Below are 17,980 nucleotides of genomic sequence, written 5' to 3' on the forward strand. Positions count from 1 at the left end.
CGTTCTGAATGATTTTGAAAATTTGTCGACGAAAAGGAAGAGGTTAATGACTTACGACGTTATTGTGATCGGAGGCGGCTCAGCCGGATTAATGGCTGCTGCTGCTGCCAGCGGTGAAGGTGCCAAGGTGATTTTGCTGGAAAAGGGAAATAAACTCGGGCGTAAGCTGGGGATCTCTGGTGGAGGCCGTTGCAATGTCACGAATGCCAAAGAGCTGGACGAACTCATACGGCACATTCCCGGCAATGGCCGATTTCTGCACAGTGCACTGGCGGCTTTCGGCAATCGGGATATCATCGCCTTTTTTGAACAGTTGGGTATAGCCTTAAAGGAAGAAGACAACGGGCGTATGTTTCCAGTGACGGACAAAGCCAAAACAGTTGTCGATGCTTTGATCAACAAGGTACGCTCTCAAGGAGTCGAGATTCGGACAAGCTGTCCTGTTCAAGAGGTTATTTACAATGAAGGTCATACAGCTGGGGTGCGACTGCGTTCCGGTGAAATCCTACATAGCCGTAATGTCATTGTAGCCGTTGGTGGCAAATCCGTCCCGCATACAGGCTCGGAAGGTGACGGCTATGCATGGGCAGAACAAGCAGGGCATACCATTACGGAGCTGTATCCAACAGAGGTGCCGTTGACCTCAGGCGAGACGTTTATCCAGACGAAAGAGCTTCAGGGACTATCCTTACGCGACATCAGTCTGACCGTATGGAATGCGAAGCAAAAGAAAGTTGTCGTCCATGAAGGAGATATGATTTTTACACATTTTGGTCTATCTGGCCCGACTGCTTTGCGGTGCAGTCAGTTTGTCGTCAAGGGAATGAAAAAGGATAAGGTGAACACGGTGTTGTTGACTCTCGATTTGCAGCCTCACAAACATGCCGATGAAGTCTACCGTGAGACGCTGGAATTGGCATCGGTCGATGCTAAAAAAGCGATCAAAAACGTGCTTAAGCCTTATTTACCGGAACGCTTAATTCCATTGTTGCTCCAGCAAGCCGAACTGCGTGAGGACTTGACCTATGATCATATTCCTAAGCAGCAGTGGCAAGAACTTGCTCATCGCATTAAGGCGTTTCCAATCCGTGTGAACGGTACGCTCTCTCTGAAGGAAGCATTTGTTACCGGGGGCGGTGTGAATTTGAAGGAAATTAATCCGAAAACAATGGAGTCCAAGCTGATGCCTGGATTGTTCTTCTGCGGTGAGATTCTCGATATTCACGGTTACACTGGAGGTTATAATATTACAGCGGCGTTTACGACAGGGCATACAGCAGGAACCCAAGCGGCCGTAAGCGATTAAGACGCTGCGCGTAGGATTTGATCTTACGATCGCTGTTGCCACGGGATTCTCTTGATTATATAAAACATTTAAGGGTAAGAATTCCGTGGCAAAGGCGAACGCTGTCGCTTCTCCAGATTCAAATCCTCCGCTGCGCTGCAAACCGCCATTACATCCGCATTCTTATAGGAAAAGTAGGAAGGAAATCAAAAAGACTTAAATCAGTCATGTTACTGATTTAAGCCTTTTTTTAAAAATGGCGTAAAGAACAAGCTCCATCTTGTTTTGACATTTGCCGCTATTTAAACCTCAATAATGATAGGTAAAATCATGGGTCTTCTCTTCGTCTGACTGTAAATAAACCGGCCAACATCATCTTTTAACATCTGCTTAATCAGTCCCCACTGACTCATTTCGATTTCTGTTAACTCGTTCACTGTGGACATAATCGTGTCGTGGATCTGACTCATGAGCTCTTCGGAATCCTTAACATATACAAACCCTCTTGATATGACCTCTGGTGTTGCGAGCATTTGCTTCTCGTTTTTACTCAACGTCATCACAATAATCAGCATTCCGTCTGATGAAAGCTTTTTACGGTCTCGCAGTACAATATTACCTACGTCCCCTGTCACCAATCCGTCTACCAAACTATTGCCGGCTGATACTTTGGGCCCCAGAGATGCCCTTCCCTCTTCGATTTGAACAGTGTCACCGTTATGGACGATAAATACATTCTCCATCGGAATCCCTACAGACTCCGCTAGCTGACGATGCTGATACAACATCCTGAATTCACCGTGTATGGGAATCAAATACTCAGGTTTCATCAGGGTCATCATTAATTTTAATTCTTCCTGGCTGCCATGACCGGACACGTGCATCCCTGTGGTACTGCCTGATCCATAAATAACGTTGGCGCCCAGTACGTACAGGTTATCAATGACCTGGGAAAGATTCCGTTCATTCCCGGGTATGGCTCCTGCAGCAATAATTACAGTATCACCAGGCAAAATTTCGATTCTGGGATGCAGGGAATTGGCTAGACGGGACAGTGCAGCCATTGGCTCACCCTGACTTCCTGTACATAAAATAGCAATTTCTTCTGCAGGAAACCGTTCTGTTTCTCCCGCCTCAATCAACAAGTCCTCAGGCATGTGCAAGAAACCCAGCTCCTTAGCCACTGACACCACATTTATCATGCTGCGACCCAGTAGAACGAGTTTTCTGCCTGTTTCTACAGCCGCGTCAATGACTTGTTGGACACGGTTCACATTGGATGCAAACGTAGAAATAAATACTTGCTGTTTGGCTCTGGCGAAAGCATCCAAAATATGTCCGCCAACCAAACGCTCTGAAGGAGTAAATCCTGGCCTTTCGGCATTTGTACTTTCGGAGAGCAGCACTTTTACCCCCTTCTTTCCTATTTCAGCCATGCGATGAAGATCGGGGAAAGGTCCACTAACGGGAGACATATCGAATTTGAAATCCCCGGTATGGACCACATTTCCTTCCGGTGTCTGAAAAAAGACACCCAGGCAATCCGGGATACTGTGGACGGTAGTGAAAAAGGATGCCTGAATCGTTCCCGCTTGAACGGTTGAATCCGCATCTATAAGATGAAGCTCAGCATCACGTAAAAGGTTGTGCTCCCTTAACTTAATTTTAATTAATTCGATGGTGAGCTTTGTTCCATAAACGGGCATATTAATCTGCTTCAGCAGATAGGGAATACCTCCGATGTGATCCTCATGCCCATGAGTCACAATGAGCGCTCTGACTTTATCCTGATTTTCCAGCAGATAGGTGACATCCGGCACAATGAGGTCAATACCAGGCAAGTTCTCATCAGGAAACTTGGAACCACAATCGATAACGACAATATCCTGATCGTATTGGATAAAATACATGTTTTTCCCGATTTCATTAACACCGCCTAGAGCAGCAATGAGTAATCTATTATCAGCATGCATCAATTTTATTTCCTCCTTAGGAAAATGCTATCCATATTATTCATTTTCCACGTAAACTTATGCACAAAAAGAAACCCTTGTCTCTAAAAGACAGGGGCTCTCACTTGATTTATTAGATACCCACCGCAGCCGAAATAGCAGCAAAAATAGCAGCAACTAACCACAGGATCGGGAATAGCTTGAAGATTACCTTCAGCCACTGTCCAAAGCTGATCCGGGCAATGGCCAATCCCGCCAGCAGTACTCCGCCTGTCGGTGAAATTAGATTGGTTAACCCGTTACCGAATTGGTACGCTGTGACTACTGCTTCACGATTGATACCTACAAGATCGCCAAGCGGTGCAAGTACAGGCATGGTTAGTGCTGCTTCCCCCGAAGAAGATGGGACCAGGAAAGTAATAATATTATGTGCAACCAACATAATGGTAGTGAACAAGTAACTTGGCAATCCTTCCAGAATGCTTGCGAGTGCATTTAATACGGTATCGATGATCATACCCTGCTCGGCGATGATCAGAATTCCGCGGGCGAGACCTATGATCACTGCAGCGTAGATGAATTCTCCACACCCTTTTACAAAATTCTCAGCTATTTCCTTCTGGCTCATTTTAGTAACTACCCCGACAAAAAGACCGAGTGCGAAGAAAAGGGCACCAATTTCAGTCATATACCAGCCTTTGGACAAAATTCCCCAGACAATTGCTCCAAGCGTTACAATAAATCCACCTATTATTAATTTGTCCCGAAACGTGAAGACGACGTCCTCACCTGTATTTTCTTTTATAAATTGCTCACGATTTATAATATCACTCTGAAAAACAATGGATTTCTCCGGATTTCTCTTAACCCGATGCGCATACCACATCGTAAAGGCAATAGAAATCATAGTAAATACAAGCCATTCAATAAATCTCAGCCAGAGCTGAGGATTCCCCTCCACTCCTGCGATCCCCTGGGCAATCAATACTGAAAATGGATTAACAGTCGAACCAACATAGCCAATTTGCGTTCCCAGAAATAGAATGAGAATAGCAGTCATAGAATCGAAGCCTAGGGCAAACATTAACGGAATAAAAATCGCATAAAGCGGAATAATTTCTTCGCTCATCCCAAAGGTAGAGCCTCCGAGACTGAATATAACCATGGCAATTGGAATAAGCAGAATCCCCTTATTCTTCAGCCGTCTGGCAAGAGCTGTCAGGGCACGATCGATGGCTCCCGTCTGCAGTATAATCCCGAAGGAGCCGCCCACAATAAGGACAAAAGAGACGACATCCGCGGCATTGATAATCCCCTCAATAGGAGCGCTTAGGATTTGAGGGAGGCCTTGTCTTAAATCACCGTTCTCACCAGTTTTGGGTACAGTGTGATAGGTTCCCGAAACGATCGCCGTTTTGGTCACGCCGTTTACTGTCACTTCATGACGCTCAAATTGTCCGCTGGGCACAATCCATGTCAATGCGGCGACTGTAATAATAATCAAAAATATTAAAGTATAGCTATGGGGCAAGGATAATTTCCATTTCATATTCTTGATGTTCATGTTTATCCCTCATTCCAAGAATGGTTATACGTAACCTTCCCTCCCATAATGGTCAATATCACTTGGGCGTCCCTGATGTCACCAGCGGATGCGTTAAGGAGGTCGCGATCAAAAACGGCGATGTCAGCATATTTTCCAGCCTCTAGCGTGCCTGTAACCTCTTCCATATAACAATGTTTGGCTCCATTAATGGTCCATGCCTTTAAAACTTCGGATGGCGGCATCCCCCGATCGGGATACCAGCCTCCAGCAGGTGATCCGTCCGGAAATAACCGATGAGAAGCTGAGTACAGTGAATCGGGAACACTCGTGATAAATAAGGGCAGATCAGTCCCAATGGTTATTGGCACATTAGCCTCCAGCATAGATTTATAATTATAAAACCGATTTTCATTACCTTTGCCTACCACAACAGGCATATAGGCCTCTTCATAGGTTGGATTCAGTAGCAGGATTTGAGCGTAGACTTCGGCAAAAATTTCGTTTTCGCCCATTCTGATCAGATCATCTGGATGAGGATACTCTAGATCACTGATCGAATGTCTGATAAGGTTATTACCTTGTTGTTCGCGGCATTTTTCAATCATGGATACCGCTTGGCGAATCGCAGCATCACCTTCTGCGGTTAGACAGCATTTGATACCTTGGCTGTCTGCTTCCAGCACAGAGGCTTCAATCTTTTTGTAGTCAACCGTCCTCAAAGTCGTTACTCCTGGCATATCTGCGTAAGGTTCCAGCATGTCCCCCGTATGATCTGCTACGACACCGTCAAGCATCAGCTTGTATCCTTGGAAACGAATAAGGTCTCCATTATAAAATGCTTTATACTTCATACCGGTGGCAATATCAAGCGATTCAACAACGGGTTCAAGCGAGAAATGAAATCTGAGCGGCAGTTCCCCCGTTTCTTTCAATTCTTCTAGAATCGGCAGCAGCTCGCTATGCCGGTCAAAGCCAATATCTTTTATGGAAGTAACTCCTCGTGCAGCTAGTATGCGGCAAAACTCCAAAAACTCTTGTTTGACAAGGCTGTGGTCCTGCATCATAGCTTGGAGTAGCAAAGCTCGTGCCTCAGCACTGCATTGATCCGGCAAAAATTGATATTTCTCCTGAGCCAGTCGGTTCATCCAGCAGTAGCTTTTATTTAGGTTAATGGCAATTACCGCCCGATCAGGGAACAGCTCGTCCAACAAGCTTTGCTCAGGCAGCTTGCCCCATCCTTCCTCGCTCCACCCGTAAGCGGTTACATCTTTCCCTGGCGGAAGATTGTTTGCCGCTTGTAGCATTGATTCCACTGCTTCTTCAATCGAGGCTGCATGAGTCAAATCCACGCCCCGATGCATCGACATATATCCGGTAAAAAATACATGGTTGTCATGAACTCCTGGCATGATAAAAGCATCACCCAAATCACAGACAACCGTTCCCGCTCCTATCCAAGCTTGTGCTTCCTCGGGACGCCCCACTGCTGCAATACATTCTCCTCGCAGTGCAATAAACCCAGGCGAGGCTTCATTTTCTAAGCCATTAAAAATAGCATTTGACAGTAAAACTTTGTCCGATAATGTGTCATTCTTCCCTTGCACAATTTCACCCCCTCATTATTTATCCGCCCTATAACATAACGTAATATAACGTTATAATATTGCTTCTGCTTCTCTTATGAAGTGGAAGCAGAAGCTGCGCCGTACCTGAATAACATTACCTAACAGGCAACGGATTTATATTGAGAATTGATAACGGTCTCCAATGATGTACTGCTTACCTACATGAACGGGGCTTCCATGCTGATCATAAATAATCGTGTGCATGTAGAACAACGCCTGTCCGATGGCCGTCTCCAGCAGCTTTGCTTGGTATTCATCCGCCAAAGCGATTTGTAATATCGTCTCTCCCGGTTGGTTAGGATCGATGCTGTATTTATGACGCAGCAGTTCGTATACAGAGCCCTCCAACTGTTCTTCCATTAGAAAAGAAAATCGGTCATAAGGATAAAAATTATTCTCCAGCATTAGCGGTCGATCACCGGCGTATCTCTTGCGCTGAATAAATAACACTTTTTCTCCTTGTGGCAGCTGCAACTGATGTGCAATTTTCTCATCTGCTTCTATGATTTCACGTTCTGTGACCACACTGTGTGAAGAGAGGCCGTTGGATTTGCAGGCAGCTGTAAAGCTGATAATATGTTCAATCTTCCGCCCAATTTTGGGTACATTGACAAAGGTACCTTTTCCTTGACGTTTGGTCAGATAACCTTCATGAACCAATTCGGCAATTGCTTTTCTTACGGTAATTCGACTTACATTGTAGGTCTCGCTTAGCTCAGTTTCGGTCGGTATACGACTTCCCTGCGTAAATGTTCCATTATGAATAGCGGTTTTGACTGCTTTTTGTAATTGAATATATAATGGCTCTGCTTGGTCTGAATTCAACATAATGTGCCCTCACTTGTCATATAACGTTATATTACTCCCACTTAGAGTATCAAATGTTACATATTCTTACAAGTGAAGATATTTGAAAATAATTTTTTAGTAGCAGACGCCGTATCCGAAAGAACCTTCTACCAGACAGCTCTGGGCGGCAACCCTCGAGCCTTCTGCCATAGCGTCCTGAATGTTGCTATTTTTTAAAAAACTCAGTAAAAAGGCGGTTATATAAGAGTCTCCTGCCCCCATCGTATCCACAGCGTCAACGGAATCAGGCATTTGAAAATAGAACTTAGTACCATCATAGGCAATAGACCTATCTCCACCGCGTGTGGCTACCAGGATTTGCCCCTCTTTTTTTCGATTGGAGCGGATATAGTTCTGTGTCTCTTCATCCGTCATATGGCTGCAAGAGAAGAAAGCGAAATCGGCATACGCAATATATTTCTCCACTTGTGCATCTACGAAATCATCCGAAAAGTCAAAAGAAAGAGGGATTCCCAGCGTCTCCAATTCAGGCAGCAAGTGCCCTGTATGACTGTACAAGCCGGTGTGTATAAGGTCGAACCCGCCAACATAGGCCTTGTCTTCTTCACTCAGCTCCAGCGGATGGAGACGTGTAACTCCTCCCTCATTGCTGCCCAGAAATACTCTGTCTCCGTCTTCCAGGGTTACACGTGCGCAGCCGTTCTCACCGCTGTGATATCTGCACCGTGAAATGTCAATTTCCAGCTCACGGAGAATGTGTTCTACATGCTGCGCTTCGTTATCATCTCCGAATACTCCTATAAAGGCTGCATCTACTCCCGCTTTTTTGGCAAATACACTGAAATTAAGCGCATTGCCGCCAGGATACATCATGTGCAGATGAACATATTTATCTACCACATTATCGCCAATGCCTAGAACTTTCATGATGGTTTCCTCCTGTTGGTAAGAGCGCTTAGTAAGCTACTTTGCCCATATAACGGCGAGTTTCCAGTGGGTGATTGCGTACATTTGCGAGTGCTTCACGATAAACACATACAATGCTGTAAAATAAAACCGGGTTAAAAAACTCGACGACCTCGTCGGCAATGGTTCCGATTCCAAGCTCCTTCGCATCGATCACTTCCACTTTCTCGGCATATTGACTCAGGAAAGTCCGTGCCCGCTCATCCAGTGCCCGTGTGCGTCCTTCGTTGATCATCAGAATAAATGGAGTTTCTTTATCCGTTACTTCAAACGGACCGTGGAAAAATTCACCGGAATGGATTGAAGCCGCATGGAGCCATTGCATTTCCATCAGAGAACAGATAGCAAATCCGTAGGCATGTCCATAAGAAGCTCCGCTAGTCAGAATATAGAAGAGATCTTCATTGCGATATTTGTCAGCGAATACACTGGCACGCGGTTCAACTTGTATTTTTGCCCGGTTAATAATTCCATTGATTGCTCCCAAGCCGTTCTGGAAAGCTTGATAATGCACATAGCCTTCAGCGATTTGAAGCAGCTCAACAGTAAGCTCTAAAATAATAGCCATAGGGTTATTTTTGACATCGCTCTCATCTCCCCATTCGTAGAGGAATGAATAATCGGAATAATTGAGCAGTGTCGCTTCACTATTGTGGGTTAAGCCGATGGTGTAAGCGCCTTTCTCTTTGGCTGATTTAGCAGCCGCAACCGATTCCGGCGTGTTTCCACCATGGGAGCAGACGATGACTACTGCGTTTTTACCTAAACGTTTTGGCAGCGCGTGCACAAACTCATTCGCCGTATACATGCCTGCTACCAACTTCTTTGCTTCACTATCCAGAAAATATTTTGAGGGATACATATCGACTAATGAGCCCCCGCAGGCTACTAAATAAACCTCAGAAATCTTCCCACTCGCTTGTTCATAAATCGTTTGAACCGTCTGATGTACATTCATTGTTATCTCTCCTTTTTTATATAACGTTATATAACGTATTGTTTACGAGATAAATATAAGCGCTTTCAATAAAAGTGTCAAGCCCAATTATTCGATCAAATAGACTTTTTTTATAACCTGTCATTAAAAAAACTCTAATCCTTTTGTGTACGGGATTAGAGCTCCTTTTTTAGTTTTAATTGATTGATAGTGGTTGGCAATAACGAGGCTACTCCTGCAATATACGTACAAAAAAATGGTCTTACAGATGGGTTTGTCCGAATAAACTAATATAGACAAATACATAACATCAAATAATACTCAAGGAGGAAAAAGGACATTAATACGTTTATCAGTTATATTTTTCTCGGTTTGTCACTTTCCGCTCCCATTGGACCGATTAATGCCGCACAGTTGGATCGAGGTATTAAGAATGGGTTTTGGCATGCCTGGTTTATTGGTCTTGGTGCAATAACCGCAGATATAATCTATATGTTGCTTGTTTATTTGGGAATGATCCACCTTCTTAATGCCCCGTTTGTCAAAGCTTTTTTATGGATGTTTGGTTTTTTCGTACTTGTGTATACAGGTGTTGAAAGTATTAAAAATGCTGGCGTGATTTCAGAATCTGAATTAAGGGGAAATGGTAATACCCTAACCAACTCATTTCTAGCGGGTTTCCTGATGTCATTATTCAATCCCCTCTCCATCCTGTTCTGGCTTGGGATTTACGGGTCCATACTCGCAAACGTCGCTAATACATATCCAGTACAACAGCTAATGATCTTTAGCGGAGCGATTGTATTAGGTGTGCTACTCTGGGATGTGACTATGGCAGCCGCTTCAAGTATTTTCCGTAGGTTTCTAAAAACCGGATTGCTTAAAACCATCTCTTGGATGTCTGGATTATCTCTTATCGGTTTTGGCTTTTATTTTGGTGTACAAGCATTTCAATTACTTTTTTTACACTAACTCTTTGGCTTCTTGGCAAAATTACCGAGATACCTTCGTATGTTTTCGGCGAATCCATTGTACGATAAGGTCACATATTGCAATTAACAAGACAAGCAATAAGCTGATGTAAACTCCCGGGCGGCTAAGCTTATGAAAAAATGATCCGACCACGGCCATAGCTATCAACAATAATCCAATCCAACGTTTAATATGGTTTGATCTACTCGATTCCAGTAGCTTACCTGAAGACAGCAAAATAAAGCACCAATTATACAACAGCATTAAACCCGCTGCAGTAGTGATATATTCATATACTTTTCCCGGTAGTAGCAACGACATTACGATGGCTGAGATTAATCCAACGGAGATCAAACTAAGTGCATATAGAGGATATTTACCCTTCCACTTCCGTGAAAATAATGTGGGTGCATCTCCTTCCTGTGCGAGTGTAATCATCATAGATGTCTCTGCATATAGGGATGCTGTCATTGTTGAGAACCCTGCAATAATAAGCACTCCATTAAATAAATGAGGCATAAAAACCAGATGATCGCTGCTGAGCGCAAGCACAAAAGGACTTTCTTTCGGGTTAAAGGCACTTAATGGCACCATAGACACAGCCAGACCAATCGAAAGCACATACACTGCAACCAGTGTAACCAGCATTACTTTTCCTGCTTTAGGTGCATCCTCCGGTTTTTGAAGCCGATTTGACATAATTCCGAGCACTTCAATACCTCCGTATGCATAAAAGGCAAAAATAAAAGATGACCACAATCCTATACCGCCGGTAGGGAAAAACTCTTTGTAACTGATGGGGAACTTTGGATTATATTTTCCTCCTCCGATCCAGCCTGCCAAAAGAGCAACGGCCAAGACCAGAAACATAACAATAGCTGCCATCTTAATGATGGCCAATACATTTTCAACTCGATCAAAACCCTTATTGCCAAAAAAAACAATCACAAGCCCTAAAATCCCGAAGCCTGCCGCAAAGATCCACATCGGTACCTGAGGAAACCAAAAACGTGAGAATATAGACAACGCAGTTAACTGGCTCCCATTAATAAGGAGTTCCGAAAACCAATATACCCAGCCACTGCCGAATCCTGCCCAACTTCCAAATGCTTTTTGGGCATAGGAACGGAAGGAACCCTGTTCAGGATGATCTGCCGTCATTCGCGAAAGAGCATCAAACACTACATATGTTCCAACCGCTGCCAAAAAGTATGCAATCAGTACGGCTGGACCGCCAATAGAAATCGCTAAGCCGGACCCCAGAAAATATCCTGTACCGATAGTACCTGCAACTCCTAACAAGCTAAGTTGCCACCATTTTAGTTTTTGTTCTTTTTGCATATCAGACGGTTTGTCCATTTAAAAAATCACCCTACTCCTGAATTTTGAGACAGATCTCTCCATTATTTAGATTGCCCTCTCCAATATATTTCATGTGAATGAATGACTCTTCTTTATCAATAAAAAAGCACCAGCTAACCCGCTGGGACTGACCCCCGTTTGTGAGACAGGGATCAAAACACCTTGCAAGTTTAAGCAGCCAGTCGCCTGTAATCCACCGGCGACTGGTTATTTAGTTTCGCTTGAATCCGAATTGAGTTATAGTAGGTGATGTAGTCTCGAACGGTCTGTTCAACGATTGCAGTCGTTGTACACATGAGATCTTCGAGGTAGAACGTTTCAGACTTTAATGTGGAATGAAACGATTCGATGGGGGCATTATCAGCGGGCGTTCCTTTACGGGACATGCTCATGGTAATGCCTTTTCCCTTTACTGCAGCTTGATAAGCCTGTGACGTATATACGCTTCCCTGGTCGCTATGGAGCAGCATACTTGTCCGTTTTGGAAGTTGATTCAGCGTATCCAAAACCAAGGACGTATCTTGCTTGTCCGCTATACTGTAAGCCACAATCTCCCCGTTGTACAGATCTAGAATGCTGGAGAAGTACAACATCTTTCCGCCAAATGGTAAATAGGTGATGTCCGTGACGAGCTTTTGCAGGGGCGCCTCTGCATGGAATTGCCGCTTCAACAGATTTTCTGCTGGATGAGCGGGCTGCCCAGTGGCCTTTCGTTTCTTCATCCTCACGCGGCACTGTAGCCCCTCACGCTGCATCATCCGCTGAACTCGTTTGTGATTCGTTCTTTGCTCTCTCCGAAGGAGTGCGGCGATTTTCCGGTAACCATACCGAAATTTATGACGGATGCAAAGCTGCCGGATTTTCTCTACCGTAGCATCTGTACGCTCTGTCTCCACGCTTGCTTTCCAGCGGTAGTAGGTAGCTCTTGCGATCCCGAGCCATGCACAAGCCTCAGACACCGTCACTTCTTCTCGAATGGACTCGACCCAGGCAATGACGACTTGAGGTTCCACCTCCTTTCCAGTTCCTTGTACTTTTTTAGCAGGTCCAGTTGCTGCTTCAGGAACCGGTTCTCCGCTTTTAATTTTTCGAGCTCCGAAGAGTGTTCCGGACCTTTTCCGTAGCTGTACTGTTTACCCACAGGTTGCTCCAGACGATGCACTTCGCCTTTTCGATACCACCTCATCCATGTTTTTAGCTGTGTCTTATTCCGTATTCCCAATTGCTCCATAACCTCTCTTACTGGAACTCCTGCCAATCTCATTTCAATAGCTTTCATCTTTATTTCTAAGGGGTAACTCACTCTCGTTGCCAACGTAAAAACACCTCCAAGGTTATCTCCATATCTTACGACATGGCTCGATTCTCTTGAAGGTGTTTTGATTTGTCTCACGTTATGGGGTCAGTCCCGCTCAAGGTTTACTGGTGCTTTTTACTTCACAAAACATTTGGAACATAAACATCGCCTAATCGACATAGCGTCATCATTTGGGTCAAATATGGATGCTTCCAGAAAATCCATCCACTTCGTCTTCCGGTTGTTGATCAGAGCTGACGTTGTGCTCCCCAGTTGTGTTGCTGTACGTTCGAGAGGAACCGTTTTTATACGCTTCACTCCAATCCTCGTTGATCGTGTGCGCCGGGATAATCCAGTCCTCCGGGCTATAACCTGGATTTTGTACACCGACATTTCCTTGCAGATCGGGAATTGCATCCGGTCTAGAGAAAAGAGTTCCTACCTCAATCATACTTCCTTCATAGGCTTGGCAAATCTCCAATGCAGACAACACATCCTGGTTCTCAATATGAACACTGAGACCTGTGTCACCATTTGTGCTGGCGGAGTATCCAATTTCCTTTAATGTTTCACAGGCTTGGGTGGCTTGCTGCGGATCACGAAATTGAAAACGGAAAGAACCCGTATCCATGTGTTTCATCTCCTCTGAAGTAGCTTATTTTGTTAATTGGGGTTCATTAGGTTAGGTATGTTATTTTTAATATAACCAACCGGAACAGTATTTTTACATTCAAAACCTTTATTTTTCAAAAATTTACTTTAAAGCTTTGAAATTAAATAGTTAAAAAAGCAGCTACTGTGACAAATCGCATGTTTTCGCTACGTAAATCCCTTTATGCTAGTAACAAGGGTATGGTTGCCCGGTCATCCGAGCCGAGCGGTCAAAGGATGCCCAAATCCATACATAAAGGCGGAATGAAGATGATAGATTACCGAACATTGGTGACACAGCAATCCATGCATTTGTATAGCGTGTTTGCCAAGTCATTCAAAAGTGTAAACGAACATGCGGTTGCTGGCATCAAAACGGTGGGCTTCAACCCAACGGCCTTCGCCGTGATGGAAGTTTTATATCACAAGGGCGCGCAGCCAATCCAACAAATTGGAGCAAAGCTACTTCTGCAAAGCGGAAATGTCACTTATGTTATTGACAAGCTGGAAAGCCGCGGTTATTTGCACCGTCACCCGTGCGACCAAGATCGTCGGATTATATATGCAGAATTGACGGACGAAGGACAACGTGTCATGGACGAAATTTATCCTGATTATACACGTCAGATTGAACGTGCCTTTAGCGGAATCAGTGAAACCGAAAGAGATCAACTCATCGGCTTGCTTAAAAAATTGGGCCGTAGCGCTGATAACCTGTCACCTTATCACAAATAGAACGAATAGTAATTTTAGCAACTGATCGTTTGTGAATAAACGAACAATCTTATAGCTGTGCTAAACGAAAATTTAGATTTACACAGAAAAGTCCACCCTTATATTCATGGGTGGACTTTTCATATACCTGAATAGAGCGAAATATGCCCAAGCTTACGAGCAGCATAAGTACCTACTATCGACTAAAGTGTTTGACCACTACATTATTAAAAATTGCTGGACCGCCATCGGAAAACAGAGTGATTTTCTGATCCTCTAACCGTGGAAATATTAAAGAGGAATAAGCTACTTCTCCACCATCGACAAACACTTCAATACTGGTTTTATCGACGAGAATGTTCAGGTGTACCTTTTTCTTATCGGGATCAAATGGCGCCTTGCTCTCTACATATTTTCCACTCTGATCCGGCTGCCCCGTGTTCGCTCTGTTTACGTAAGAGTATTGACCGTCCACTGAGACACCCACATCGACATGACGCTTGCCATCCGTCGACTCTCGAAGCCTCAATCCTACATTTTTAATCGTGGACCAAGATACATCCGTCTCTAGCTGATAGGCATCGCCTGCTACCGGAAGCCGGTGAGCACCCTCTACTTTAATCGTTCCTAATGATTTTTTGGATGTTTGGAATCGCTCCAAATTGGGTACCGGCTGTGAAACCAAACGATATCCAGCATCTGCCGTATGTTTCAGTCGAATTTGGCGAACAATTGAATCCATTCCATTAAAGCCTTCCTTTAGGGTAGGCGTGTTATTGGCATAATCCCAATTGTTCATCCAGGCCAGAGCATAACGGTGACTATATTTATCTTTGTCTTTTCCTTCCTCGAACGTAACTGCACCATACCAGTCAAACCCATAATCCAGCCACTCAGGTTCACTGTGATCAGGGAGAAATGCTTCTCCATTAAAATCTCCCGTCCAGTAGGCATACGTATTGGGTCCGCCTGTTGATTTGCTATTGGCGCTCACGCCTAGAATCCATTGATAGGTTCCATCATCCGCACGCATCCGGTAAAGGTCAGGACATTCCACAAGTCCGATATTTTCCGTTTGAAAGCCGCTCGTATACCGCCAATTCTTTAAATTATCAGACTCATAAAAGCCAATCTTTGTTCCCTCTGCCATGACCATCACCCATTGATTACGTTGAGTATCTCGGATGATTTTGGGATCTCTGAAGTCCTTTGTACCGGGGTTGGACATCACAGGCTTGTTGCGGTAAGAAGTAAACGTCTTGCCTTTGTCCTTACTGTACCACAAAAATTGTTCCTGCTTTCCGCCATCTGCGGAGGGCTGCGTCACAATGGCTACTAGAGTGCCTTTTCCAAAACCCGCGGTATTATTAACATCGATCACGACCGAACCGGACCAAGGATCTCCATTCGGGTTCGTATATTTGGGAATCGCCACCCCTTCATCTTTCCAATGTACCAGGTCGGTTGATGTGGCATGTCGCCATTCTGTACCGTTCTTTTTGGGATAGTCACGATTATATAAATAGTAATAATGATATTTTCCATCAAAATAAATGGGCCGTTGAGGATCATTCTTCCACTTATCCGGAACAGTAAAATGATAGGATGCCCGATAGGTCGGTGTTGTATGCTTACTTTGATTAGCTTGATTTTTGGGAATTGCAGCAGGTTTTTGGGGTTTGGCTGCATCCTTTTGGTACATACTCCATCCCATAGCTATAAATATAGTTAAGCCTGTGATGATTACAACGGATCGTATCCAAATGCTCTTGGGAGCTTTTTTTCTCATTATGACGATCCTCCTTACCTCTCATTGCATTGTTATGTATCGTCCGACGGACGGCAGATCGGTAAGCTACCAAACCGCCGCCTTCGGACATACTGCATATACCTACTTATTTCTTCCCATACTCATTTGGAGATTCTTTTTTGTCATTCGTTGGATCAACCGTGATTTGCCCTTGCTCCAAAATACCGTTTTTCACAACAGACGTTTTCGAGCCTTTAATATTCAGCAGGAAGCTTGGCGCGAAAGTAGATTTGTGATCCGGGAAAAGCCCTCGATTAGTCATATAACTCGAAACGACTACGTTATTGCCTTTGCCTTGCGGGATAGCAAAATGGGCATACGTCCAGGTAATATCATCACGATCCAGATCCTGATGAAGAACGAGACCGGTTCCATTCAACGGTTTATAAGGCCCTGTCAAGGAAGTAGAAACATAACCCAGCATGTAAATATCATCGTCTCCGATCGCATCTACAGTCACCTTGGAACCTCTCGTACTCGTAAATAAATACCACAAACCGTTCATTTTGAACACATTCGCCCGTTCAATTTCATCTGTTACCAGATTGGAAGCAATCAAAGGAGGCATTACATTTTTTAACGTATAATCATCATTCAATTCAACGATGCCCAGTGCGCCGTTCGCCAGCTCAGCTCCTTTTTTCTTAGGACTTTGCTGCAGATTAGAAAGCTCTTCCCTGAAGAATTTCTTATTGCCGCCATAATAAGCTGAGTTTTGAAGCGAATCTTCGCCTTGGTAGCCTGTCTCTGTCCCTGTATTGGCTTCAAATATAATATATTTGTGGCCTTGATCCTCGACATAGTGAGGGTCTCTAAACGTATGGTTATCCATATCCACTCCGACGCTTTGCTGCACATTTTGATAGGTTTTCCCATCTCCACCGTCATAGATCGATTTCAAATCCTCGACTCCATCTACTTTCAGTGTCTTATCGTCAGGCTGAGAGACATTAATTTGAGCCGTGCTCAAGGTTTGCTTGCCGTATAATTTGTTATTCGGATCATAGGGCTGTCTGCTGGTATAAAATAAACGTACTTGTCCATCAGAGGTTAAGGTAGCTGAACCTGACCATTCTTCTGACTGATTTTTTAGAATCGGATCGTTGGCAAGCAATTTATCATTGTCTTTAAATACTCTGCCGGCATTTTTCCAGCCGCTCAGTGAAGTATTGCCCGCTTTTTGATAGAACAGGTATATGAATGTATCCTCGCCTCTTTTAGGATCGCCTGCCAATCCAAAAACGATATTATACCCTTTGTAATTGGCTACTGTGCCATCGGCATTTTGTAACGGCCAAGAGTCCCAGACATCGAAATCAATTAGCTTGCCTGAGCTGTCGCGACCAATAGCAGAAGGAATATTCTTAATTGTAGACGCATCGAAGGACGGAACCTCATATTTTTCTTTGCCTTGCTGTTTGAAAATATTCAGCATGTCATTACGCGTAATTTGGGTAAATGCATTGTCTGTTTTGAGATCAGATGCATCATTTTCCTCGGCAAAAGCCTGAACGCCGCCTCCTAACAGCAAGGTAGTTGCTACTGTTGCAGTGGCTGCTTTACTGAACCATTTGTTAAACTTCAAGTACTCCATCTCCCTTAATCTAATTATGCTTCTAGATTTGAAACCCAACTTTTTGGTTGGTAGGGCCATTTTATATGGTATGTCAAACGATTGATATAGACTGAAAAGCCCTATTATGTGAGGTAAGCAAACAGGTGCCTCTTGAATTTCATCCTCATATTTTCCTAGTAATTTTCTGAAAATTCCTATATTTTTCATTTTTATTACATTCAGAATAATTTGCTACTTGATTTTTTTCCGTGTCCCATTTTGCTAGGTTGGTTGCTTCATTCACATGCAAAATCGTTCTAAAATAAATCATACAAAGCCCGATTTGTAAGCGGGTTCAAAAAAATGGTTCCTTAGTACCCTACAGCTCAATTCAGAAACATATTTTTTGTTACAATTTCTTAAGACTTTTTTACCATTTTGTTACCTATACCCTATGAATATATAGCAACTCTAGGGGGTTTTTATCTCCTTTTTGTA

General features: G+C 43.9%; 14 protein-coding genes. 3 read left to right on the forward strand and 11 right to left on the reverse strand.

The window, feature by feature from the left end; all coding sequences use genetic code 11:
- Positions 1-46 precede the first annotated feature (46 nt).
- Positions 47-1,306 carry a BaiN/RdsA family NAD(P)/FAD-dependent oxidoreductase gene (locus MKX30_RS21345; RefSeq protein ID WP_076295364.1) on the forward strand — a complete coding sequence of 420 codons (1,260 nt, stop codon included), beginning with the start codon at positions 47-49 and terminating at the stop codon, positions 1,304-1,306.
- Positions 1,307-1,587: 281 nt separating this feature from the next.
- Here MKX30_RS21345 and MKX30_RS21350 read toward each other — a convergent pair whose 3' ends face one another.
- From MKX30_RS21350 to MKX30_RS21375, 6 genes are all read right to left on the reverse strand, one after another.
- Positions 1,588-3,258 (reverse strand): ribonuclease J, encoded by a 1,671-nt coding sequence (locus MKX30_RS21350; RefSeq protein ID WP_023986976.1) that lies wholly within the window; start codon positions 3,256-3,258, stop codon positions 1,588-1,590.
- Positions 3,259-3,370: 112 nt separating this feature from the next.
- The gene (locus MKX30_RS21355) at positions 3,371-4,801 is read right to left on the reverse strand and encodes a YfcC family protein (RefSeq protein ID WP_023986975.1); all 1,431 of its coding nucleotides are present in this window, start codon (positions 4,799-4,801) and stop codon (positions 3,371-3,373) included.
- A gap of 2 nt (positions 4,802-4,803) precedes the next feature.
- Positions 4,804-6,387 (reverse strand): amidohydrolase, encoded by a 1,584-nt coding sequence (locus MKX30_RS21360; protein WP_075153724.1) that lies wholly within the window; start codon positions 6,385-6,387, stop codon positions 4,804-4,806.
- Positions 6,388-6,522: 135 nt separating this feature from the next.
- Positions 6,523-7,236 (reverse strand): GntR family transcriptional regulator, encoded by a 714-nt coding sequence (locus MKX30_RS21365; protein ID WP_023986973.1) that lies wholly within the window; start codon positions 7,234-7,236, stop codon positions 6,523-6,525.
- 96 nt (positions 7,237-7,332) lie between these two features.
- Complete coding sequence (locus MKX30_RS21370; RefSeq protein ID WP_023986972.1) at positions 7,333-8,145, reverse strand: PfkB family carbohydrate kinase; 813 nt, start codon at positions 8,143-8,145, stop codon at positions 7,333-7,335.
- A gap of 28 nt (positions 8,146-8,173) precedes the next feature.
- A complete protein-coding gene (locus MKX30_RS21375) occupies positions 8,174-9,142 on the reverse strand; it encodes an SIS domain-containing protein (RefSeq protein WP_053324625.1) in 969 nt (322 codons plus the stop codon).
- A gap of 318 nt (positions 9,143-9,460) precedes the next feature.
- Between MKX30_RS21375 and MKX30_RS21380 the strand changes: the two genes are divergently transcribed.
- A complete protein-coding gene (locus MKX30_RS21380; RefSeq protein WP_081047444.1) occupies positions 9,461-10,093 on the forward strand; it encodes a LysE family transporter in 633 nt (210 codons plus the stop codon).
- Between the two features lie 21 nt (positions 10,094-10,114).
- On the opposite strand, the gene MKX30_RS21385 is transcribed toward MKX30_RS21380, so the two are convergent.
- The 3 genes from MKX30_RS21385 to MKX30_RS21395 all read right to left on the reverse strand — a co-directional run bounded on the left by MKX30_RS21385 (position 10,115) and on the right by MKX30_RS21395 (position 13,383).
- The gene (locus tag MKX30_RS21385; RefSeq protein WP_316243292.1) at positions 10,115-11,452 is read right to left on the reverse strand and encodes an amino acid permease; all 1,338 of its coding nucleotides are present in this window, start codon (positions 11,450-11,452) and stop codon (positions 10,115-10,117) included.
- Positions 11,453-11,625: 173 nt separating this feature from the next.
- Positions 11,626-12,770, reverse strand: a protein-coding gene (locus MKX30_RS21390; RefSeq protein ID WP_110455586.1) for an IS3 family transposase whose coding sequence is annotated in 2 segments (ribosomal slippage) — positions 11,626-12,497 and positions 12,497-12,770 — 1,146 coding nt in all. Because the reading frame shifts where the segments join, the coding sequence is not laid out codon by codon here.
- Between the two features lie 178 nt (positions 12,771-12,948).
- Positions 12,949-13,383, reverse strand: a complete 435-nt coding sequence (locus MKX30_RS21395) for a hypothetical protein (protein ID WP_023986968.1) — start codon at positions 13,381-13,383, stop codon at positions 12,949-12,951.
- Positions 13,384-13,673: 290 nt separating this feature from the next.
- On the opposite strand from MKX30_RS21395, the gene MKX30_RS21400 reads away from it, so the two are divergent.
- Positions 13,674-14,138, forward strand: coding sequence for a MarR family winged helix-turn-helix transcriptional regulator (locus MKX30_RS21400; protein WP_013369372.1), 465 nt, complete (start codon positions 13,674-13,676; stop codon positions 14,136-14,138).
- A 175-nt stretch (positions 14,139-14,313) separates the two neighbouring features.
- Here the strand turns inward: MKX30_RS21400 and MKX30_RS21405 are convergent, their stop codons facing one another.
- Both MKX30_RS21405 and MKX30_RS21410 read right to left on the reverse strand, forming a co-directional pair.
- The gene (locus MKX30_RS21405) at positions 14,314-15,906 is read right to left on the reverse strand and encodes a glycoside hydrolase family 32 protein (protein WP_341063445.1); all 1,593 of its coding nucleotides are present in this window, start codon (positions 15,904-15,906) and stop codon (positions 14,314-14,316) included.
- Between the two features lie 106 nt (positions 15,907-16,012).
- A complete protein-coding gene (locus MKX30_RS21410; RefSeq protein WP_023986966.1) occupies positions 16,013-17,512 on the reverse strand; it encodes a glycoside hydrolase family 68 protein in 1,500 nt (499 codons plus the stop codon).
- Positions 17,513-17,980: the final 468 nt, after the last annotated feature.

The organism is Paenibacillus sp. FSL P2-0173 (assembly GCF_038008045.1).
GTDB lineage: Bacteria > Bacillota > Bacilli > Paenibacillales > Paenibacillaceae > Paenibacillus > Paenibacillus polymyxa_B.